This window comes from Paenibacillus amylolyticus (genome assembly GCF_003719335.1).
GTDB classification, from domain to species: Bacteria; Bacillota; Bacilli; order Paenibacillales; family Paenibacillaceae; genus Paenibacillus; species Paenibacillus amylolyticus_D.
This window is the reverse complement of record NZ_RIAS01000020.1, coordinates 42,699-64,895: the sequence shown is the minus strand read 5'-3', so window position 1 is coordinate 64,895 and position 22,197 is coordinate 42,699. Positions and strand designations below refer to the sequence as shown.

Sequence of the window (22,197 nt, the reverse complement as noted above, 5' to 3'; positions counted from 1 at the left end):
TAAATGGTGTAGAACCCATTCTAACAAGATCAGAGAATCCAATATATGGTTGAATACGCCAAAAAATATAGATATACTGTCCGTAAGCAATGCTTCCTACCAAATGACTTACGAAGCGGAGGGAATCTGATCATGCACGATTCAATCGAATTTAGAGAAGAGTATTTTTTTGACTCTATCACCCCCGTCCATTTGAAGCTGACAAAAGAAGAGCCGTTTACGATGATGCATCACCATGATTTTGTTGAAATCGCTTATGTATATGAAGGAGAAGGGCTTCATCAGATTGGGGATCAATGTATCCTGGTTTCCAAAGGCGACTTGTTTGTCATCCCTCCTGGCGTATCACATGTGTTTCAACCACTGGATTTGAAAGAAAAGGCCCCGTTATATATTATGAACTGTCTCTATAAGCCATTTTTGGAGAAATCATTTTTTCGTGGAGGACGCACTTGGTCTATGTTCGTCGAGCGGCGTAATGAATTTCGCAACGTATTCAAACAAATGTTACATCAACAGGAGGCTCCTGCTGCGCCTTATTTAGCTGCTGCTCAATGCCAGTTACTAAATAAACTATTCTACATTATCTACAATAGTAATCAGCAGAAGATGTACAGAAAGACCGAGATTAAGGATTTTTCAATACACCAAGCCATTCAATATATGGGAACCCATTATAGGGATACACTTACACTTGAAAAAATAAGCCAGCTTGTTGCGATGAGTACAAGAAACTTTCAACGAATGTTTAAAAAAGAAACGGGTATCAGTTATATTCAGATGTTACAACACATTCGTATTTTATACAGTTGCAAACTGCTGGAGTATTCAAATTGGAGTGTTCAAAAAATTGCTCAAGCGATTGGCATCGATGACATGAAATATTTTTACAAATTATTTAGAGAACATTATGGAACTACTCCAGGGGCATACAGGCAATACATAGGGATTTCTGCTGAACTACTTCGGGAGGATACAACATGTTAGATATACAACCGCTCAAAAGCTTTAATACCCAATTTCAAGTAACGTCTTGTATTGATGACCACTTCAGAACGATTTCCACTTGGCTAGGAAGAGATACGAGAACGATGTATGCCGATGCATGGGCTTTTGAGTACAATGCTGATGCACAACAACTTTTGCTGGATCGCGTCGTCTATCCTCGTTTAAATCTGGGTTACCTGGACACCTATCATGGTATACAAGTTGATTTTAGAGACAGAAATTTCAGTGGGACTACGCTGAACAGCAACGAGGATGAAAAGCCATTTCTAGATATGCTGCAGTCTGAGTTAGATGCTGGCATGGCTGTACTGGTAGGTATTGATGTGTATTATTGTCCATGGTCTGACGGGTATCTCAAAACGCATGCACGGCATTCCTGTCTTGCTGTAGGCATAGACCAGAAAGACCAGAAAATAATGCTGGTGGATGCGTATTATGGACAAAAAAATATGGAGATGGAACTCCAATTGTTTTTGAACATCTCATTTTACTATGCTATCTTTCGTTTAACGGATCCCTGCTCTTCTCACAACGATTGGAAAGGACTGCTATCTTCCAGTTTACATGATCAAACGAGCATCCCAACAATGAGAAATAGTATTCGGAACTTAAAAGATTTTGCCAAGGCTTACTCAGAGGAAGGAATCGTTATTTCAGATCCCAAAATAGATACACAACACGCTATCTTTCAATGGATGAGGTTTTCATTGGCCAGACTTAGATATGCGTCGTTTATCTTTTATTTACATGAACTATCTCAGGAAGATATGTTCCATACGATTGGAAGACACTACTTGGAGCTTGCTAGAAAATGGGATGCTATCATGCATCAGTCCATCAAAAGTAGTTTTTCCGGCGATCCCGTGAATCAGCGTCAGAAAATATATAATAAAATGCTCTTTATTATTCAAAATGAGAGTGAATTGCTTAATCAACTGCAGGATTTGGCGTAATCCACTATATATCTTATTTGTTCGCTTCTGTAAATTTGAAGTTAGATGAAGTTATCAAATCATACAGGAGTGATTTTTTATGTTTCAGCATCATCAGATCGCATTGAATCAATTGGTCGAGCTTTTAAAACCTGACCCTACGATCAGAGCCATTATAACGGCGGGCTCAATCGCCCAAGGTAAAGCCAGAGAAAACTCGGATATTGACGTTTACATTGTCGTTACAGATGAATCTTTTGAAGAGAGAAAATTGCAGCATCAACTATCATATACCAATCATGAGATCTGTGATTATCCTGAAGGGTATATTGATGGCAAGATTATCAATTATCGTTTTTTGGAACTCGCTGCTGAACAAGGCAGTGAACCTACAAGGTATTCTTTCTTGGGTTCCAAGGCAGTGTATTCAACAATTCCTCAATTGGATGAACTTCTTCAGCGAATCCCTGTTTACCCGGAGCAAAATCGCGAGAAAAATATAATGGATTTTTATGCGGAAATTTACTTGCACGCTTTCTATTTTGCTGGAGAAGCCGTCAAAAAAAACAATCCTTATCTGCTCTCCCATGCTGTTAGCAATTTAGTTTTATTTTCCGGTCGGGCAATTTTGGCGATAAATCATCAGTTGTTTCCCTGCCATAAAGGTCTGATGAATGCCGTCTCTGGAGTAACGAATAAACCGGAAGGCTTTGTAGAATTGACTAATGATCTCATCGCTCATCCGAATTACGAAAAATGCATGGATTACGCGAAGGTCATGCTTGGATTCTATAATCCTAACATTGCATTCGAGCAAGCGCTTACTATTTTTGTGGCCAACAATGAATGGAACTGGATCGATCAAGAACCGCCGCTAGCGGATCGCTAAGTAGAATAAAGCCAATACGAAATTTTCAAAATATCATCTCCCATTGTTAGGGATCGAATTTGAACAAACTAAACAAGGCCATCACTTTCTGAGTGTGGTGGCCTTGTTTGGGTTAATAGTTGGATTCTGTTAAACGTATTCGCTTAGATGTTAGAGAGTAAGTCCGCCGTCTGCTAAAATTATGGAGCCGGTCATATAGCTCGATCCATCTGATGCGAGGAATGCTACAAGCTCAGCAAGTTCTTCGGGCTCGGCATAACGTCCCATACGCATATTAGGGAATTCTTCCGGCATATAATCGCTATCCTGAAGCATCTGCGGCACAGCTGCTGTGAGTGAAGTTGCTACACCGCCAGGGCATATTGCATTCACACGAATCCCTTTTCTCACGTATTCAATGGCGGCTGCTTTCGTTAAACCGGCAACACCGTGTTTACTTGCTGTATACGCAGCCAGGCTGTGCTCTGCACGGATTGCAGTTGTGGAGGCTGTGTTAATCACATGGCCATGGCCTTGTTGATCCATCACCTTGAGCGCATGCTTCATACCGAGGAAAATCCCCTTCAGGTTGACATCAATAATTCGTGAAAAATCGCTCAGCGCTGTTTCGTGGAAAGGTTGGAATTTCTGGATAATGCCAGCGTTGTTAAATGCAACATCGATTTTGCCAAATGTTTCGACTGCTTTTTGGATATAGTTTTGAACATGCTCTTCGTTAGATACGTCCGCTTGAACGAAGATGGCTTCCCCCTCTTGCTCTTTCACAAGTTCAAGAGTTTCGTTACCCGTAGCCTCGTTAAAATCAACCAGTACTAATTTAGCTCCTCTTGAAGCCATAAGAACTGCACTTGCTCTACCGATGCCACTACCCGCTCCCGTAATCGTAATCACTTTCCCAGCCAGAGAATCTGATTTTTTCTTTACTGCTTGAGTTGCCTTTGAAGTCTCTTCTTCTACAAAAGTTACATTAGCGAGATCTGCTTTTAATGCAGCCAAAATCGTTTCAGGCAAATCCACCTGAGGAATAGCGGCAAGTTGATCGAGTGTAAAATGGGAAGCCATTTTGAATGAAGGTTCGTTAATAAACTCTGGCAGATGTTTAGCAAGAAGTGCAGTTGCTTCCGCGTTATTTAATAATTCCGAAATTTTGATGTTCTCATTGTAGTTTGTCATGTGATCCTCCCTAGTTGAATGTATTTCGCTGTTACTGCAATTTCTAAGAATGAATTACCGGAATTTGCCGCAGAGAATCATTCAGTTGCATTTTCTTTTCTTCGTTTAATACGTCCCCTGCATATTCTATAATTACACCCAGTGGTACTCCCATGGCATCCGGATGAGGTTCCTCTCCAATCTCCGGCATAGCAGCAAGAATCAACATTTTACAGCTGTCATTCTTCCATAATGCCCCTAGTTTTACATCCAGACTGTACTCCAATACCTCTTCCTCAGGTAAGTGTTCGAGATCTGCAGCAAATTCTCCGAACACACGAGTCATCCAGTTTGTACATAAACTAAACCATTGTGCAACCGAGGGCTCCACCATGCTGATCAGCCCCATTGACGTTTGTGGACGGGCAAGGGACAGCCCATGAGTACCTGTAGGAAAAATATGCATCTCAAAAGGTACGTTTTGGCGAGTCAAAGCATCAGCAAAAGCAAGGGAGTTACTCACAGGAACGAGCTTGTCATCGAATGTGTGGAATATAAATGTCGGTGGTGTGAGATGGTCCACCTTCTGATCTACACCTGGGACAGGATTCGGAAAAATCGCACTCATTTCTTCGAGAATACAAGGATAACCAAGAATCAAAGCATCAGGACGATCAGAACCCATCGTACTTAGTGCTGCAGCCAAATGTCCACCTGCGGAGAAACCGCAGACGGCAATTTTTTGCGGATGGATGTCCCACTCTGCACTATGTGTGCGAATAAGCTTCATTGCCTCTTCTGCATCGTTGAGAGGTTGTGGAAACGCAGCATCTTGATTGAGCGAGTAACGTAAAATAAAAGCCTGATATCCTTCGGCCAAAAAAGCCATAGCAATCGGTTCAGCCTCTCGATCAGAGCAGGCTCTGTACCCTCCGCCCGGGAGGATAAGTACCGCAGGCCGTTGTTTCATATTTGGCATCTCGGGTGATGAATCCAGCAGATAGCCAGTCAGGGTAACATTTGTATTGCTCAAGTCATACGATAGAACTTTCATACACGTGCAGGTCTCCTTTTTTATAAGTGTGGTTTCAAAGAAAAAGGGATACTTCCATTGTAGATTTCAGAGATTGGCCTTGCTATAACGCGATACAAAGATCAAATAGCGAAATCCGAAGAAATCATTCCAAACAAAAAAACCGCAAGATCGCGGTTCAATTGTAGTGTTCATCGAAGTGTCCAACCATGAACAAAGGGATTTGAATTTAAACCAGTTGAATCGTCATCAACTTGAGATCCAACTCATCCAGTTCTTCCTCTGGTGTGTTAAACGAAGGATAACTGGACAGATCGCGTATGCTCGCTTCTCCCATAGGACCAATGGTTGAAGGGTCCAGAGAGGCAAGCGTAGGTGAAAGTTCTTGCAGCATACTCCGACTCTCTTCATTACAAAGCAGCACATTGAGAGGTGTACGTGTACTCAGTGTTTGTTTGTATGGAGTAGAAGGCATATAATTAAAGTCGTAATTGCCGCTTGCTACTTCAATACAGACTTCATGGTCACCCTGTAATACCGGCAGGCCAGCATCAGATAGTGCAATCCCGTTCATAATGACTTGGTCAATAATTGCGCGTGGCAGCTTAATTGTTGCTGTTGCATTAAAGGGAACGGAGAAGCTCAAATATAATTTGCCATGCTCATCAAACTTCCATTCGCTTCTGTAAGCTCCAGATGCTGTATCAATGTGGGCTTTTGTCCACTGAATTCGGAAGTCTGGCATTGGTGCAAGCACGGTATGACGGAAACCAGGCTGATCTTCAGCAGGATTGATGCCAGCCATGTGACGATACATCCATTCCACGATTGCACCATATGCGTAATGATTTAGCGAATTCATACCGCTCTCACTAATTTTCCCATCGGGTAAGATGGAGTTCCACCGTTCCCAGATCGTTGTAGCTCCTAAATTAACGGCATACAGCCAGCTAGGGTAATCATCATTAAGCAAGAGTGTGTAAGCCACATCATTACTTCCGTGTGCTGACAGAACACGATTCAAATATGGCGTACCAACAAAACCGGTTCTCAGATGATTTTGATCCTTGCGAACACGCATGCGGAGGTCTTCCTCAATTCGTGCTGTATACTGTTCGGGTACGAGATCCATATACAAGGCGACCGCATATGCAGTTTGGGTATCCACTGCCAAACGCCCGTTTGCTGTGAAAAATTCATTTTGAATTGCTGTTCTAACTTCTTGGGCCAGCTTTTCGTAGGAGGCAGCAAGTTCCTCATGCCCAAGCACCTTAGCAGCTTTGGCAACGATGTCCGAGGAGTACGCGTAATATGCAGAAGCGATGAAGAAATTATCTGTCCCGCCCATCGGTGAATCGGGATTATCTCCATCTAGTGCCAACCAATCACCAAAGTGGAAACCTACTGTCCAGAGGCGTGATCCTCCGGACTCTTCGTCTGAACGTTTGATGTAATCCACCCATGCTTTCATGCTATCGAATTGTTGCTCCAGGATAGCCTTATCTCCGGAATGTACATACGTATTCCAAGGAATAATTGTTGCTGCATCTCCCCAAGCGCTTGAGCCACCGCCCTGCACTCGGCCCACAGGAACGACCATTGGAACCATTCCATCCCGATCCTCTTGCTCCATCCACAAATCATAACCATATTTATTAAAAAAGGCATACGTGTCCATATTGTAGTTAGCCGTGCCTGAGAAGACCTGTGCGTCTCCAGTCCAGCCCATGCGCTCATCCCGCTGAGGGCAATCTGTAGGCGTGTCCAGGAAATTCCCCTTTTGTCCCCAAAGTGCATTTTGGAATAGACGATTTACGCCGGCGTGACTGGTTTCCAGATAACCAATGCGATCCATATCGGAGTAAACTACACAGCCTGTAAAATCATTCACATCCAGCTCTCCAGGCCAGCCTTCTACCTTGACATAGCGGAAGCCGTAAAAGGTGAAGTATGGACGTACAACGGCTTCCTCACCATTTGCTGTATATACGTATTCCGCTTTGGCTGACCGAAGGTTTTCACGGAAAAAGTTCCCTTCCTGCAATACTTCGCCGTATTGCAAGCGGATCATGGTTCCTCGGGGTGCTGTTGTGCGGAATTGAAGCCAGCCGACCATATTTTGTCCCATATCAATCACGGTTTCACCCGCTGGTGTGGTCAGAACAGATACAGGTTTCAAAGTTTCCTTGATGACTACCGGGAGACTTCTTCTGGCTTGAAGCCGATCGTATCCCAGATCGCTTTCGCGAACCGGATAAATTTCACTTACGTCCAGTGTGGCATCGTAAATTTCCCCATCATAGATGTTGCCATCCAATACATGGGAGCGAGTGGCATGCCAGGACAGGTCCGATGGAATGACCTCTTCTGTACCATCGGCATAAGTGATCACGAATTCGGACAACAAAGCAAAATGATCACCATACAGATTGGCTGTCGTATCACCTTCGAAACCAAAACGGCCCTTGTACCACCCGTTTCCCAGACGCACATCTACCGAATTTGTTCCTTCCTGCAGCAAATCTGTAATATCGTATGTCTGATATTGCAACCATTTGTGATACGCATTATAATGCGGAGTCAGATATTCCTCCCCTGCTTTGACCCCGTTTAATTCCAATTCATAGATGCCCAAACCGCAAATGTAGGCTCTTGCTTGAGTAATCGGACCTCTTAATTCGAAGCTTTTCTTCATCACGGGATGAATATCCCTGTCCAGATCAGGTGTAATCCACATGGCCGTCCAGGATTCATCCATTTTCGCTGTTTCAAACCAGGCAGTTTCACTAACGGCTTGTTCACCCCGTTCATTCCACACGGTAACTCTCCAGAAGTATCGCGTCCGTGGAGCTAATTCCAAGTTTGGTGAGTACGAAAGTGAATCGATATCCTGTTTCTGCCCGCTGTTAAATACGATCTGTGAAAAAGATTCATCAACAGCGATTTCGATCTGTGCCGCAATTTGTTTCGTTGCCGTAGTATCCGTAACCATGTAAGAAAAGCTTGGATTGGATATCTCAAATCCTAACGGATTGGAGATATGATTTGTTTTTAGCTTCGTAATCTTCATCTAAGTAACCTCCTATGTTGATTCGCGAAATTCAGCTGTAAATGATTCAATGTTATGGCCTAGTCTCTGTGGAGCGGTACCACTCGTTCACTTCGTTTGTAATTTGTCTCCCTCCGGAATTCATCCACTTTTGTACAAACTCATCAAACGTAGCAAGTGGCTCCTCTCCATAAATGATCGAGTTAAAAGTTTCCAGCTCATTTTTTTGCAAATAGGCGTTTCGAGCTTGCATCGTTTTGGTCGGGGGACCTTGAAACAGATTGCTGCGATCAATCTGCCTCTGCTGCATCACTACAGCATCTGCCTGCATGATAGGGGATTGAATTTCATCCTTGGGATCAACCCCCATACTTAGTAAAACAGCGCGATCATGTGAATTGAGATTCTTCCCTCGGCCCATTTTCAGTAGAGCTGCTTTGATTCTGGAAGGGTAACTGGCGTATTGTCCCATGAGGGTGTACTTAAACGTTTGCACCTTCCCCCCAGGAATATCATTGCTGTTGCTATCTAAGGATCCATCAGGGTTTAGAACATAATCGTAACCATTTTGATAAGCGCTGAGATACAAAGGATCGTTGGTCACTGTTGCTTCGTATAAATAGTTCTGATACCTGAAAAATGCCTGCAATGCTTCTTCTGAAATATGCCGATTAATCATCAATGCTCCACTGTATGAGTTTCCTTTCAAGCGGGCCGCGGTTCCGTCCATCCCGGCAGGAATGGGATAAGGTACAAACTCGGCTGACGGCTCCTTGGCTTTTAGTTGCTGGAAAGGATAGTCACCAAACCAGCGGGGGCCAGCAACTATCCCTACTTTTCCATCAATGATGTTTTGATTTACTTGACTAAAGTCTTGAAGTGCTAGGTTATTTCCAATGTAACCTTTTCTCTTCCATGATTTTAATGTCGCAAGCGCTTGTTTGATCTGAGGCTGAACACTTCCATACACGAGTTGGCCTTTTTCATTCTTGCTCCATATGCTCGGGATCGCTCCATATGCACCGAATACCCATGAGATATCCCCTATCGGTGAGACGACGTACTGGTCTTTAATTGCAAAATCAATACCGTACGTGTCCTGTATGCCATTTCCGTCCGGGTCGTCATAGGTAAAGGCAGTCATGACCGTTTCCAGTTCTTTCAGATTGTTAGGAGCTTCGAGGTTCAAGTGCTTCAGCCAGTCCTTGCGAATCCAGAGAACAGACTGTGATGCTTGCTCCGTAATGATCGGAATAGCCATACGCTTTCCATTGATCTCGAAAGGCTCCCAGGCTTCTGGCACCTCTGCCATTGCTGCTTTCCATGTGGGCGAAGCATAACGCTCCCAAGCTTCTCCTGCATCCAAGAGTTTTCCTGAAAGCATAAACGTGTTGACCGTATCCATCACATTCGACGTAAAAACATCAGGTAATACATCATCGGAAGAGAGCATTAGCCTAAGCTTCATATCATAGTCTTCAACTGGAGCACTCCATTTTGTACGAATGTTTACACCCAGCGTGTTATAAGCCCAGCGGATATGTACATTATCTGTAGCATTTTCGCCGTTTTTATATACGGTAGTCGGGTCATTCATATTGACCGTTGTCAGCACAACTGCCGATTTATCGGGCTCAGGTTGTGGCGTTTTAGGGCTACATCCTGCAGTGAGCAGGATCAGACATAAGAATGAAAGAGAAAGATAAATTTGTTTCCAGTTCATACGAATCAAGCTCCTTCATCATCATCATATCGTGCCAGTGGTTGAGTCTAAATAACGCTTTATCAACATTACATAATTCATTATTAACCTTACTTCTATATGTAAGTTAAATGGCTTGTAATTCAGAGTTGGCAAGCCTACAATAAGGTGAATTTAGTTCTTGTCAGGGGGAATTTCAGATTGAGAGAGAAATACAGAACATTTCTGAGTATGGTAGCAATTACGTTTATTATGCTTGCTGCTGTTCTTATCATGTATACCTTTTCTGTTCAATCCAGTGTGGATACGGTGCAGAAGGATATTGAAACGAATAATCTCAATCGTGTCCAATTTGTAGTGAATTCGCTGGATCAAAGCCTGGACCGGTTAAACATGTTATCCATCTCGATGGAAACAGACAACTCCATTGCTTTGTTACGCTCGGTTGATGTGATGAGCTCCTACGAACAGGTACAATTAATTCAGAATATTGCTACAAGAGTCAATCTTCAAAGTTTGTCAGAAGGATGGAACAACAAAATCTCCATCTATTCTACACTTTTGAAACAATGGATTATTTCTTCCGAGATGGGCATGAAAGCTCCTATCGTTAACTCCAATAATACAGGTTGGCATTTTGATAAAGCATCAGATAAATACTACAAATATAAAGTGATGCCCCAGACTATTATCCGACTTGAGTTCCCTCGAAGTAATCTTGAAGATATTGTAGAGAACTCCCATCAGGGAGAGAATGAGTCTGTATTTTATAATACTAACGGGGACTCCATCACACGTAAGAAGGCCAGTCCGGTAACATCTAATATTGTAAAGGAGATCGCAAAACATCTTCAACCTACCTCCGGTTCTGAAACCGTGTCTGTAAACGAAGAAAAGTATATCGTAAACTATGTATACTCTCATCAGCTCGGATGGTATTTAATTGACTTCATGCCGCTTGACAGGGCTTTACAACCCATTCGTTTCACTCAGATCTGGTTCTATGCTTCTTGTATCATGCTGTTTATCGCAGGAATCACGATCATTGTGGTTCTCTTCCGTAAAGTACAGATTCCAATTCTCGCCTTATTGAAAGGTGTTCGACTTTTGAAGCATGGGGACTTCTCTTATCGAATACAGCGGGAGAGCAGTAACGAGTTTGATTTTTTATATGGACAATTTAATGATATGGCTGGGCAAATCGAGGATCTGATTGAAAAAGTGTATAAAGAGAAAATTGTAGCAAGGGAAGCCGTGTTAAAGCAGCTACAGGCTCAGATTAATCCTCATTTTCTGTATAATTGCCTTTTCTTTATCAACAATATGACGAGATTGGGCAATGAGGAAGCGGTGACAGCCATGACTCAAAATCTGGCTGAATATTTCAGGTATACGACGCGATTGGACGAACCTATGACAACCCTGGAAAAAGAGATGGGGATCATACGCAACTATCTTAAAATTCAGAGCTTGCGCATGGATCGGCTCTCCTATCAGATTGAATTTCCGGAGGAATTAAAGACTGTGCCGATTCCGAAACTGCTCATTCAGCCTTTGGTGGAAAACAGTATCATCCATGGTATTGAAACAAAGCGTGATTCTGGCGTCATACACGTCTCAATAAAACGTATTGAGCATGGGATCTGCATCAGGATAGATGATGACGGTAAAGGAATGAGTACGAATGATATCCATGCGCTTAAGGCTAGGATCTCAAAACCTCCGATCGATACGGTGGGATGTGCGCTTTGGAACATTTCGGAACGCCTAAGAATACATGATCCTGTTAACTCACATCTAGAGTTTGAGCAAAGCCCGCTTGGGGGTCTGCGCGTCCAGCTACATTGGTCTCTTGAACCACAACCGAAAGAAAACATGGAGTGAGCTATGGAAATGACTCATGGATTCTCCTCCGTTTAACCAATAATTTGCAACAAAATAAAGGCACCTGGATTATTTAAATCCAGGTGCCTTTTCTCTCGCCTATTGTTGCTTCACGGTATCATACCATTCATTTACTTCTTTGATGATCTTATCTCCTCCGGATGATCTCCACTTTGCAACAAAAGAATCGAATTCATCGACGGGCTTTTTGCCATAAATAATTTCAATATAGGAGTCAATCTGCATTTTGGTTAATAATTCCTGCCTGGAAAGCATCGTTTTGGTAGAAGGACCTTGGAAATACTCTGGTACATCGATATCACTCTGATCCATTGCAACCAGCAAAGCTTTTGAAGAAAAGGCCTCCAAAGGATTAGATGCGTCATTGCCAAGAATACCAGTTGGTGCCAGTGCCGCTAACTCTTGATTACTCAACGTTTCGTTTTTAGCCATTTTAACATTGGCTTCCAATCTTTTGGAAGGATATACGGCGTCCGAGCCAGTAATCGTATATTTCATCGTTGAAACTTTGCCACCTGTAATTTTACTCTCATCCATAACGGCTTTGCCATTCTCAATCACATAATCGTATCCATCCTGAAAACCCTTGAATAGCAATGGATCATCTGAGTTGTAGGCCTCGTACAATGCATTTTGATAATGGAAAAACGCCTGTAGAGCTTCTTCTGAAATATCTTTATTAATCAGGATCGCACTCGTGTATGGATCCGCGATTGTTCGCATATTTTTGCCATCTGCTCCCTTCGGAATCGAATATGGATTATAAATCGCATTGGGGTTGGATGCCAGCAGCATCGATCCTGGATATACCATCATCCAGTTTTCTCCGCCCAGCATACCCACTTTTCCAGAGGCAACGTTCTCAGCTACTTTATTAAAATCGTGCAGAGCAATGTCACTCGCAATGTATCCCTTGTTCATCCACTCATTGAGTTTGCTCAAACCTGACTTGACCTCTGGTTGAATGGATCCATACTTGAGGTTGCCATCCGTGTCTGGATACCAGCGTTCCGGTATAGCTCCAAACATTCCAAAGAACCATGAAGTATCACCCATAGGTGAGCCGACTACTTGATCTTTCATCGCGAGTTCCAGAGCTAAAGTGTCCTTTTTTCCATTGCCATCAGGATCTTGATTCACAAAAGCATCCATCACCTTCTCCAGCTCATCCAATGTGGTTGGTGCTTTAAGGTTTAACTTATCCAGCCAATCCTGTCTGATCCAAAGTACAGACTGGGTTCCAGCTGTAGGGCGAACTACCGGTATGGCAAATTTTTTGCCATCTTTTATGAAAGGATACCAAGCGGTGGGTTCCTCTGCGAGAGCTGCTTTCCAGGTATCCGATGCGTATTTGTCGAATGCTTCTGTTACGTCAAGCAATTTTCCTGAGTCAATAAAAGTGTTGATCGTGTTGGATTGGCTTGAGTTAGCTACGAATAAATCAGGTATCTTGTCCCCGGAAGACAACATTAGCTTCAATTTGGTGTCGTAATCTACCGCAGAGGATGTCCATAACGTTTTCATTTCTACGCCGAGCGTATCTTTGGCCCAGCGGGTATGAACATTGTCCATATAGTTTTCACCATTTTTGAATTTGACTGTAGGGTCCTCGCTTCTCACCATTGTTACCGATACCGCAGGCTCGATTTTTCCATTCACAATTTTAATTTCTTTTGCAGGCTCATTCGATTTGGCTGCCTCTTCTTTATTGCTGCAAGCGGCTAACAGACTAAAGCTCATCGCAAGAAGCAGACATCCCCACATCATTTTTCTTTGTTTTTTCATACTTTTCCCCCCAATGGAATTATTCTTTTACTGCACCGATAACAATCCCGGCTGTAAAAAACTTTTGAAGCACAGGATAGATGAGCAAAATCGGTATAGCCCCAATTAAGACCTGAGCTGCCCGAATAGAACGATTGTTAATCTTCGCAATGTCATTCACATTGCTGGCATCGACAACCGGTACAGCAATTAGAGATTTGAGGAGCGTACTGAGTGGTACATTGTCTCCCCTCATATAAATGGAGCCCGCAAACCATTCATTCCAATCGTTCACCACCATAAATAGGCCTACAGTTGCAAGGACAGGCAAGGATAGCGGCAGAAACATATTGAAGAACACCTGCCAATGATTGGCTCCGTCCATAAAAGCAGATTCTTCGATCTCCTTCGGTAATGCTTTGAAAAAATTCATGATGAGAACGAGATAAAATACGTTGACCAAACCTGGAAGCACAAGTGCCCAGACGGAATTATACAAGCCAATTTTGGTGACGAGCAGATAGGTAGGAATTAGCCCGCCATTAAACAACATCGCAACCACAAACAGACTTACAAACAGTTTGTATCCAGCGATGCCGTCCCTCCCGCCGCCTTTGGATAACACATAAGCTGCCATACAGTTGATCATAAGTCCGAGCACCAGGCTTAGCACGGTACGCTGTATTGAAATCCATATCGCTGGCAGGAAAGCGGGATTCTCAAGTGCTTTCAGATAGGAGTTAAAGGTAATATCGATCGGGAAAAAAGTAACTCTGTTTGCCATAACGGCTTCTGTTGAACTTAGCGATATGGCAGCAACATGTAGCAATGGTACAACACAAATTAGTGCTAGTAATATCATGAGTACATTATTAAATGTCTGAAACCAGCGCTGAGGCGTAGACATCACTTGCATAAGATCCCACCTTAGAAAATTTTATAGTCAGCTACTTTGTAGGCAATCCGGTATGCACCCAGAATTAAAATCAGGCTGACAATGGATTTGAATAAACCGATTGCAGTAGAGAAGCTGTAGTTACCATCAATCAGACCGATCCGATAAACAAAAGTATCGATGATATCACCTTTTTCATACACCAGAGGGTTATACAAATTAAAGATTTGATCAAAGCCTGCATTCAGTATTTGACTGAGTGAAAGTGTTAGTACCACAGCTATTGTTGGAATTAGAGATGGCAAAGTGATATGCAACATCTGTTTCCATTTGCCTGCTCCATCAATCTGTGCTGCTTCATACAGTGCTGGATTGATTCCGACTATGGCCGCGAGGAAAATGATGGAACCATATCCGAACTCTTTCCATACTTCACTCGATACCACTGTAAACAGAAACCAGTTGTTATCACCCAGGAAGAAGATGGGGTTGAGTCCTAATGCCTGCAGTGCCTGATTAATAAGACCGCTGTCCGGGTTAAGCAGCTCAATAAAAATACCGCCTAGAACAACCCATGAGAGAAAGTGTGGGAGAAAAACAAATGTTTGAACAGTACTTCTTAATACTTTGCGGCGGACTTCATTAATCAGCAGTGCAAAGCCCATCGTCGAAATAAAACCAAAAACCAGTTTTAACACCGCGATCCGAAGTGTATTCCAGATGACCTGCACGCTATCTGGATATTCAAATAGAAATTTGAAATGTTCCATACCTACCCATTCGGACCCCATTATCCCCAGATAAGGTTTGTAATCCTGAAACGCCATGACTAGTCCGCCCAGGGGCATGTAGACAAATACAAGAACCAATAGCACGGCGGGGCTTAACATTAAGTAGAGCTGCCAGCGATCTCCTCGTCTATTGATTTTCACTTTGTCCTTTTTTGGGGCTGCCAACTCCATATGAGACCTCCTCATGTCTGATGTAGAATAGTATTAATGGATTTATTGTAAGCGCATACAAGTCTGCGGGATATAATGCAATACAAAGGGTGAATAGCGTTTTCTTAACTTATAGATGAAAAAGCTGATCGTAAAAAAAGCCGCCATACAGGCGACTTCATTACGTAGACCGTTCTCTGGACTAACTTAATGTACAACGATTTGCTCTTTATAACTTTTTTTTACAGGAGCATTTGTATTCAAGGAGCATCGGAAGCTGTGCTGTCCACTCGTCAAAATGTGTATCTCTCCATTGGGCATGTGTAAAGAGCATGTTGTAGAAACGGGGACTGTAACCTCGACATGGAATTGATGTTCATCCCGTTTCCAGTCTACACTCGCCAGGCCATAAGGGGTTATCGTAGAAGCTTTAGCCCAAGTAATGCCTCCTCCAATCATAGGAGCGACTCGGAAAGTCTGATATCCGCCGCTGGTGGACTCCAAACCTGCAAGCCTTTTATAAAGCCAATCGCCCACAGCTCCATTCGCGTAATGATTAAAGGAAACCATTCCCCCATTCGATTCTTCTGCAGATTTATTGCCGCTTAGTTCTTCAATATTTACAGTTCCATCAGGTCTCAGTGCATCCCAGCGCTCCCAGATCGTTGTCCCGCCAGCCTTCACCTCGTATAGCCAGGATGGACATTCCTCCTGTAACAGCAGTTCATATGCTGCGTCAAGCTGTCCATTGTCAGACAGGGCAAACAGTAGATAAGGGGTTCCGGTAAAGCCTGTTGTAAGGTGATTTCCCGCTTCGTGAATTAATCGAGTCAAATTATTCACCATTTGCTTTGTTTCCTCACCTTCCGTCATGCCGAAATGAAGGGGGAGCACATAGGCCGTCTGAAATTCTTCTTTCATATTCCCCTGTTTATCAGTAAATACGTTCCGGTACGCGGTGATAATTTTTTTTCTTAAATCGTAGTAATAGGATACATCTTCGGTGTGCCCTAGAATGGAAGCGATCTTTGCCATAATGCCACACGAGTTAGCGAAATAAGCGGTGCCTACCCATTTCCCTTTTTTAATCCATGCTTTGGCATCTCCTTCCGGTGCAGCCCAGTCACCAAAATGGAACGGGAAACGCCAAACATAACGATCAGCAGGCGAGACTGCTAGGAAAGAAGACCACCATTTCGCTGCTTTTAGAAATTTCTTCATGGAAACATATTGTTTTTCAAGAACCTGTTTATTGCCGCGTGCCAAGTATTCAGCCCAAGGGACCAGAATACTGCTGTCTCCCCAACATGAATTAGCCATTGCAGGCCAGTGATCTCCACCTCGGGGAATAACCATAGGAAATCCGCCACCTTTGGATTGCTCTGCTCGCATATCCATCAACCATTTATCAAAGAATCGGCTCATGTCGAAGTTGAAACAAGCCGTTGAAGCAAAAACAGCAATATCCCCTGTCCATCCCTGACGTTCATCCCGTTGCGGACAGTCTGTTGGAATATCAACAAAGTTGGAGCGTCCTCCCCAACGGATGTTACTCTGAAGCTGTGTTAAGAGTGGATTGGAACATGAAAAATGACCAATCTCCTTGAAATCAGAATGTAGTACATAAGCCGAAAGTTCAATCTGGTCCGGATCTATCCCGGTCAAACCAACATAACGAAATCCCATATAAGTCAACCGAGGTGAATACGTTTGCTCTCCTTCCAGACAAACATATGTCGCAGCAGCCTTCGCGGTACGCAAAGATTTTACGAATAGTTCCTGATCTACCAATACTTCAGCGTGTCGAAACACAACCTTTTGATTGTGATTCCCCACAATTTTGGCTTGGATAACGCCTGCAAAGTTTTGACCAAAATCATAGATGATTTCACCACTCGGCGCTATTGAGCGGGATATCGGTTTCAATTCTTCCTGTACACGCACGGGCAAACCATACTGAGCTAATAATTCCGGATTTTTGCGAGGGTGGGTTACATCTACCGGCTTCCAATGTACATGGTTAAGATCAATGGTGGCATCATAATGTTCCCCGTCATACCATTCTGCCATACGATAGTTTCCATTCAGAGTAACTTCCCACGTTGGATCGGTAACGATTAAATCTGATGTACCGTCTGTATACTCGATGTACAGTTCCAATAATAATGCTTGACGATCAGCACTAATTTTATTTTTACGAACATAATTGAATGAACCGACAGCCCATCCCCCCGCTACTACAGCTGTGACTGCGTTCGATGATTTCAGTTGATGTGTAACATCATAGGTCTGGTACTGGATCTGATGATCATATGAAGTGAACCCTGGAGCAAAATAATCTTTCCCCACCTTTTCACCATTCAGAGTAAGTTCATATACCCCCAGCGCCGTTACGTTGATCCACGCCCTTGTCACCGTCCGTGTGAGTTCAAAGTTACGGCGAAATGTCATAGGTACAGGAGAAACCTTTTTAGGGAAATCGTAAGACATATCGGTAATCCATTGAGCAGACCATTTTGTACCCATTCTGCCTGTCTTGAATAAAGCAAACTGCTCTGCCTGTTCTCCACTGGTTCCAGTTGCTATGATCCTGACATGGTATTCCGTATGCGGTTTTAGCGGCCCCGTGTAAAGATTGTTAATCTGATCTGAGGTGGTCACACGCCAGTCACCGACTTCAATGATGGCTTCATGCAACTTTTCTCCAGCTCGATCCGAAGAAAGTGCAAACGAAATCATGGGTGCATGATCTGTAATACAGCCGGATTCCAATCCGTTGATCTTGATGGAAGATAGCATTAACATTGAGGCCTCTCCTGCCTTGTCAAAATATTATACATCTAGCTCAGAAACTATTTTTTTATAAACTCTGGTCTCATTCGGAGCATGTAACGGAGTCCATACTTGAGCAAAAAATGGATCTACTTTTGCACGTTCAGCATAATTCCAACTCTCACGTTCACATTCAGGGCACCAATGACCAGCATGCAGCACCAGCTTCGGACTGGCTTGGAATGTATGTCCAAATGCACATGTAAAACTCAACTTATTTCTCCAGTTTCCTTTTTCCATCTCTGAGGACAAACATTGTCCTCCCCGAAATGCAGCGGCCGACTTTACGTCATCAATTCCGAGATCCCGCTCAGGTTTGGTGTCATCGTATCCATGATCAATATGAACTACGGTGTTCCAGTCTTTGAAATGCTGGAACTCGCTTAATTTATCAGGTATGCTGTTCCATGCCTCTTTACTGCCCCAATACGCATCAATGTGGTCTTCCACATTTTCTTCAATGAACCGCAGTGTGCCATGTTCCGTTCGGGCCGGTTTTTCAAACATTTTTTTCATGACAGTTCCCATGATTCGTTCGCCAAACGGAAGTTTACACAGAATTTTCGCTGCCGTTGCCTGAGAACCCAGATTTTCAAGGTAACAACGATAAAAATAATCCATCCCGTCCTGACGGAAATGCAAATAATCGTTTAGCTTGTCCGAATCGAGGTAATACTGTCCGTGAAAATTACGAGTGGCATACCACTTCGGATTAATCACATGGTCAAGGTTTTTGAAACCAATTGCCCCGTATAGTTTTTGGTACATCTCATAGGTACTGACACGGCAGGATTCCCCGCCTCCTATATTGTAAACATGACACCAGAAATCCTCGGGCAGCTTGCCTGTAAACTCATAATTGCACAAATTCTCCATCATTCTGCCAGAGTCACGGTCTGATACATACTCCAGGACGTTGTCCAGACAGTTGTGAAACATAATCGCATCCATAATTTTACTCATGGCGGGTCCCATAATTCCGGTTTGACGCAGGCTTACCCAGTATTTGAGTCCGGATTCAATCACAAGACGCTCGGCTGCAATTTTAGAAACGGCATAATAGTCAAACATGCTTGGTTTAAGGGGATCACCTACTCGCCCCCAATGGATAGGTGGCATGCGATCGCCGGTTTCTGCGATGGTTCCGATAAATACCAGCTTGGTATGTTCCTCTTGGCCATGTTCGTATATAGCACTCACCAGATTTTTGACGGCACCGTAATTAATTTCCATAGCTTTCTTGGGGAAATAATCTGCAGCAGGTGACACAAATGCAGCAATGTGAAGAATCAAATCTACGTCTTTGACACATTCAAGCACCTTTTCATAATCCAGTATGTCTCCATACTTTATGGTTACTTCTTTCAATTCTTGATACGGCTCCAGGGCCTTACGATCCTTTTCCGTATCCAGACACAAAGTAACAATGTCATACAAATGGCTGTCTTTGACCATTCTTTTCAAGCTTTCCTGTCCCATACCACCGGATGCACCAGTAATAAAAACACGTTTTTTGCTGATCATGCGCTGACTCATGTTGTTTCCTCCTGTATGTTCGTGGTTTAAGGTGTAGTCACTTCTGGTCCTTCGGCAGAGGGGACAAACGTTCTTTTCGAAGCATGCGTTTGATGCCTTGCATGATCTGACCATTCAGCAAGTCAATCAGCCCTGCTGCGATATGGTAGCCAAAACGGCCTGTACTGGACACGGACATGGAACGAATGCTGTTATTCGGCATCATTTTCATCAGAAACATGCCATTTTTGCGCTGCATATCCCGCTCGGGACCTTCAGGCATCTTTTGTGATCGATTAAACTGTTTTTTGCCAATACCGATAACGAATGTATAAAATAAATTCCCTATAAAGGATTCCCGCAATTCATCCAATCTGGAATCCAGAGTATATTTCGTTGATTCCTTATTAGATGATCTCGTTACTTTCCTCCCAAGTAGAACTTCGAATTCTTCCATACTCACTTGAGATAACAAATGTGGAGAGAAGTAATGCTTTAATTGTTCGCGAGAATACGGGCTTGCAATGTCAGGTTGGCTGGTGATAGACAGGCTGGCTGACAACCGAATATCGGTTGCTGAAGCAGCAATCAAGACCTGATAGTCCCCATTTTCTACAACCCACTCTTTCCGGTCCACATGATAGTAAGCGAGGTCGCTTAGGGTAAAACTCATTTTTACTTGCTTTTTCTCACCTGGCTTCAAATATACTTTGCCAAAAGCACGAAGTTCCTTGGTAGGCTTAAACACATCTGAGGTTGGGTTTGCAACATACACCTGTATGATTTCTCCACCCTCCATCTGCCCTGTATTCGAGATTTCACATGTGACTATGAACGTTTCTGAATCTTGCTGGACTTGCAGCGATTCATAAGCAAACTGTGTATAGCTAAGTCCATGACCAAATGGATAACGCACACCCTCTCCCAGCAAAAAATCATAATAGCGATAGCCTACGTAAATAGATTCCTTGTAAAGCTCGGACTTCTGTTGCACAAACTGTTCACCAAAGGGTACATCTGTATAACTTTTCATCCATGTCTCCGCCAGTTTCCCGGAAGGATTTTTTTCTCCGAAAAGGAGTTGAGCCGCAGCTTCGCCTCCTGCTTGGCCAGGCAAGTACATATTCAAGATCGCATGAACCTCATCTTCAAAAGGCAATTCGACAGGTGAACCCCCAAATAATACAAGAACAATTTTTTTGTTCAGCTGGACCAGCTTGCGCAGAAGAGCAAGTTGATTATCAGGTAATGTCATCGACTCCCGGTCATACCCTTCACTTTCTGTATAATCGGTTTGTCCTGCGAAGAATAGAACAACATCCGCTGACTGTGCCTTTGCCATAGCTGAATTAACATATTCCGGTTCTGATTCAAACTCGGACTCTCTGTAGCCACTTGCATAATCGTAGCGGATGCCGCGTTGATCAAAAGCAGTTTTTGGAGAAGTAAGCTTGCTTGGGTTGATCAAAGAGCTTCCGGCCCCCTGAAAACGCATCTTCTCAAACAATTCACCGATGACAGCATAGTTTTGGGACGAATCTAATGGCAGGATGCCATCGTTTTTCATAAGGACAGCACTATCGGCTGCGATTTCACCTGACAGGTTATGATGTTCTTCTCTGTCATATGCAAGGCCGTACTGAATATCGTGTGTACGCTGAATCAGCTTCAAAATATTGCTCACCGACTGATCCAGCGCAGAAATTGGTAATTCACCACTATGAACTGTATCTATAATTGACTTTCTAAAATATTCGCAATCACCTGGCATCTCCAGATCCATTCCCGCCTTAATGCCATCTACCCGATCAGATACTGCACCCCAGTCACTGATAACCGCACCATCAAAACCCCATTCTTCTCTTAGAATTTCAGTTAATAGTCTGTGATTTTCGGAACAGAAGACACCATTAATCTTGTTGTATGCACTCATTACAGTTACTGGCTTTGTGTTTTTGACAATTCGTTCAAATGCTCTGAGATAGATCTCACGTAATGCACGCTCATCCAATACAGAATCTCCCATAAAACGATAATTTTCGTTGTTGTTTACAGCGAAATGTTTCAGGGAGACTCCAATCCCTTCATTTTGAACACCCTCGACAAAAGCGCTGCCAAGAATTCCCGAGAGGTAAGGGTCTTCAGAGAAATATTCGAAGTTTCTGCCGCACTTGGGATTTCTTTTAATGTTAACAGCAGGACCAAGGAGAAGATTAACCCCGAAATGGTGACACTCCTTCGCTATAGCTGCACCCATCTTACGAATATTATCCCGGTTCCAGCTGGCAGCAAGCGTAACTCCTGTGGGAAATGATGTTGTCTGCTCGCTGTTGTTTAGACCGAGATGGTCTGCCTTCTCTCCTTGTTTGCGTAAGCCGCAAGGCCCATCCGTCATATATATAGATGGTATGGATAATCTCGGAATAGAATTTGTTTTCCAAAAATCCACACCAGCCATTAAAGCCGCTTTTTCTTCTACCGTCATACGTTGAATTAGTTCATTAACGGTCTGCATGATCCTTCTCCCTTCGCTCCGGATGCATTAGTTAAGATTTATTGTATTCCATTATGGAAATGCTA

The 22,197-nt window shown here is 43.3% G+C and carries 14 protein-coding genes; 4 read left to right on the top strand and 10 right to left on the bottom strand.

Annotation, left to right across the window (positions count from 1 at the left end; genetic code table 11):
- Nucleotides 1–132 precede the first annotated feature (132 nt).
- The 3 genes from EC604_RS26075 to EC604_RS26065 all read left to right on the top strand — a co-directional run bounded on the left by EC604_RS26075 (nucleotide 133) and on the right by EC604_RS26065 (nucleotide 2,829).
- Entirely contained in the window at nucleotides 133–987 is an 855-nt protein-coding gene (locus EC604_RS26075; protein ID WP_161557053.1) for an AraC family transcriptional regulator, read from the top strand.
- Nucleotides 981–1,961 carry a BtrH N-terminal domain-containing protein gene (locus tag EC604_RS26070; protein WP_123066946.1) on the top strand — a complete coding sequence of 327 codons (981 nt, stop codon included), beginning with the start codon at nucleotides 981–983 and terminating at the stop codon, nucleotides 1,959–1,961. Before EC604_RS26075 ends, EC604_RS26070 begins: the two co-directional genes overlap by 7 nt.
- A 103-nt stretch (nucleotides 1,962–2,064) precedes the next feature.
- Entirely contained in the window at nucleotides 2,065–2,829 is a 765-nt protein-coding gene (locus EC604_RS26065; RefSeq protein ID WP_205127955.1) for a nucleotidyltransferase domain-containing protein, read from the top strand.
- A 150-nt stretch (nucleotides 2,830–2,979) separates the two neighbouring features.
- Here EC604_RS26065 and EC604_RS26060 read toward each other — a convergent pair whose 3' ends face one another.
- The 4 genes from EC604_RS26060 to EC604_RS26045 form a co-directional block, all read right to left on the bottom strand.
- Complete coding sequence (locus EC604_RS26060) at nucleotides 2,980–3,732, bottom strand: SDR family NAD(P)-dependent oxidoreductase (RefSeq protein ID WP_240037238.1); 753 nt, start codon at nucleotides 3,730–3,732, stop codon at nucleotides 2,980–2,982.
- Between the two features lie 313 nt (nucleotides 3,733–4,045).
- Nucleotides 4,046–5,035 (bottom strand): alpha/beta hydrolase, encoded by a 990-nt coding sequence (locus EC604_RS26055; protein ID WP_123066944.1) that lies wholly within the window; start codon nucleotides 5,033–5,035, stop codon nucleotides 4,046–4,048.
- Nucleotides 5,036–5,243: 208 nt separating this feature from the next.
- The gene (locus tag EC604_RS26050; protein WP_123066943.1) at nucleotides 5,244–8,084 is read right to left on the bottom strand and encodes an alpha-L-rhamnosidase; all 2,841 of its coding nucleotides are present in this window, start codon (nucleotides 8,082–8,084) and stop codon (nucleotides 5,244–5,246) included.
- 52 nt (nucleotides 8,085–8,136) lie between these two features.
- Nucleotides 8,137–9,786 (bottom strand): extracellular solute-binding protein, encoded by a 1,650-nt coding sequence (locus EC604_RS26045; RefSeq protein WP_123066942.1) that lies wholly within the window; start codon nucleotides 9,784–9,786, stop codon nucleotides 8,137–8,139.
- 180 nt (nucleotides 9,787–9,966) lie between these two features.
- Between EC604_RS26045 and EC604_RS26040 the strand changes: the two genes are divergently transcribed.
- Nucleotides 9,967–11,649, top strand: a complete 1,683-nt coding sequence (locus tag EC604_RS26040) for a histidine kinase (protein ID WP_123066941.1) — start codon at nucleotides 9,967–9,969, stop codon at nucleotides 11,647–11,649.
- Between the two features lie 99 nt (nucleotides 11,650–11,748).
- On the opposite strand, the gene EC604_RS26035 is transcribed toward EC604_RS26040, so the two are convergent.
- The 6 genes from EC604_RS26035 to EC604_RS26010 all read right to left on the bottom strand — a co-directional run bounded on the left by EC604_RS26035 (nucleotide 11,749) and on the right by EC604_RS26010 (nucleotide 22,132).
- The gene (locus tag EC604_RS26035) at nucleotides 11,749–13,455 is read right to left on the bottom strand and encodes an extracellular solute-binding protein (protein WP_123066940.1); all 1,707 of its coding nucleotides are present in this window, start codon (nucleotides 13,453–13,455) and stop codon (nucleotides 11,749–11,751) included.
- Between the two features lie 19 nt (nucleotides 13,456–13,474).
- The gene (locus tag EC604_RS26030) at nucleotides 13,475–14,350 is read right to left on the bottom strand and encodes a carbohydrate ABC transporter permease (RefSeq protein WP_123066939.1); all 876 of its coding nucleotides are present in this window, start codon (nucleotides 14,348–14,350) and stop codon (nucleotides 13,475–13,477) included.
- 11 nt (nucleotides 14,351–14,361) lie between these two features.
- On the bottom strand, nucleotides 14,362–15,291 hold the full coding sequence (locus EC604_RS26025) for an ABC transporter permease (RefSeq protein ID WP_123066938.1): 930 nt from the start codon (nucleotides 15,289–15,291) through the stop codon (nucleotides 14,362–14,364).
- A 186-nt stretch (nucleotides 15,292–15,477) separates the two neighbouring features.
- Entirely contained in the window at nucleotides 15,478–18,075 is a 2,598-nt protein-coding gene (locus EC604_RS26020) for an alpha-L-rhamnosidase (protein WP_123066937.1), read from the bottom strand.
- 27 nt (nucleotides 18,076–18,102) lie between these two features.
- On the bottom strand, nucleotides 18,103–19,638 hold the full coding sequence (locus tag EC604_RS26015) for an NAD-dependent epimerase/dehydratase family protein (protein ID WP_240037228.1): 1,536 nt from the start codon (nucleotides 19,636–19,638) through the stop codon (nucleotides 18,103–18,105).
- A gap of 37 nt (nucleotides 19,639–19,675) precedes the next feature.
- Nucleotides 19,676–22,132: a glycoside hydrolase family 3 C-terminal domain-containing protein gene (locus EC604_RS26010; RefSeq protein WP_123066936.1), complete on the bottom strand. Its 2,457-nt coding sequence runs from the start codon at nucleotides 22,130–22,132 to the stop codon at nucleotides 19,676–19,678.
- Nucleotides 22,133–22,197: the final 65 nt, after the last annotated feature.

Excerpts from the sequence above, each read along its gene's own strand:
- EC604_RS26050 (WP_123066943.1), bottom strand. The coding sequence starts at position 8,084 with ATGAAGATTACGAAGCTAAAAACAAATCATATCTCCAATCCGTTAGGA.
- EC604_RS26035 (WP_123066940.1), bottom strand. The coding sequence starts at position 13,455 with ATGAAAAAACAAAGAAAAATGATGTGGGGATGTCTGCTTCTTGCGATG.
- EC604_RS26015 (WP_240037228.1), bottom strand. The coding sequence starts at position 19,638 with ATGAGTCAGCGCATGATCAGCAAAAAACGTGTTTTTATTACTGGTGCA.
- EC604_RS26075 (WP_161557053.1), top strand. The coding sequence starts at position 133 with ATGCACGATTCAATCGAATTTAGAGAAGAGTATTTTTTTGACTCTATC.
- EC604_RS26020 (WP_123066937.1), bottom strand. The coding sequence starts at position 18,075 with ATGTTAATGCTATCTTCCATCAAGATCAACGGATTGGAATCCGGCTGT.
- EC604_RS26025 (WP_123066938.1), bottom strand. The coding sequence starts at position 15,291 with ATGGAGTTGGCAGCCCCAAAAAAGGACAAAGTGAAAATCAATAGACGA.
- EC604_RS26070 (WP_123066946.1), top strand. The coding sequence starts at position 981 with ATGTTAGATATACAACCGCTCAAAAGCTTTAATACCCAATTTCAAGTA.
- EC604_RS26055 (WP_123066944.1), bottom strand. The coding sequence starts at position 5,035 with ATGAAAGTTCTATCGTATGACTTGAGCAATACAAATGTTACCCTGACT.
- EC604_RS26045 (WP_123066942.1), bottom strand. The coding sequence starts at position 9,786 with ATGAACTGGAAACAAATTTATCTTTCTCTTTCATTCTTATGTCTGATC.
- EC604_RS26030 (WP_123066939.1), bottom strand. The coding sequence starts at position 14,350 with ATGCAAGTGATGTCTACGCCTCAGCGCTGGTTTCAGACATTTAATAAT.
- EC604_RS26010 (WP_123066936.1), bottom strand. The coding sequence starts at position 22,132 with ATGCAGACCGTTAATGAACTAATTCAACGTATGACGGTAGAAGAAAAA.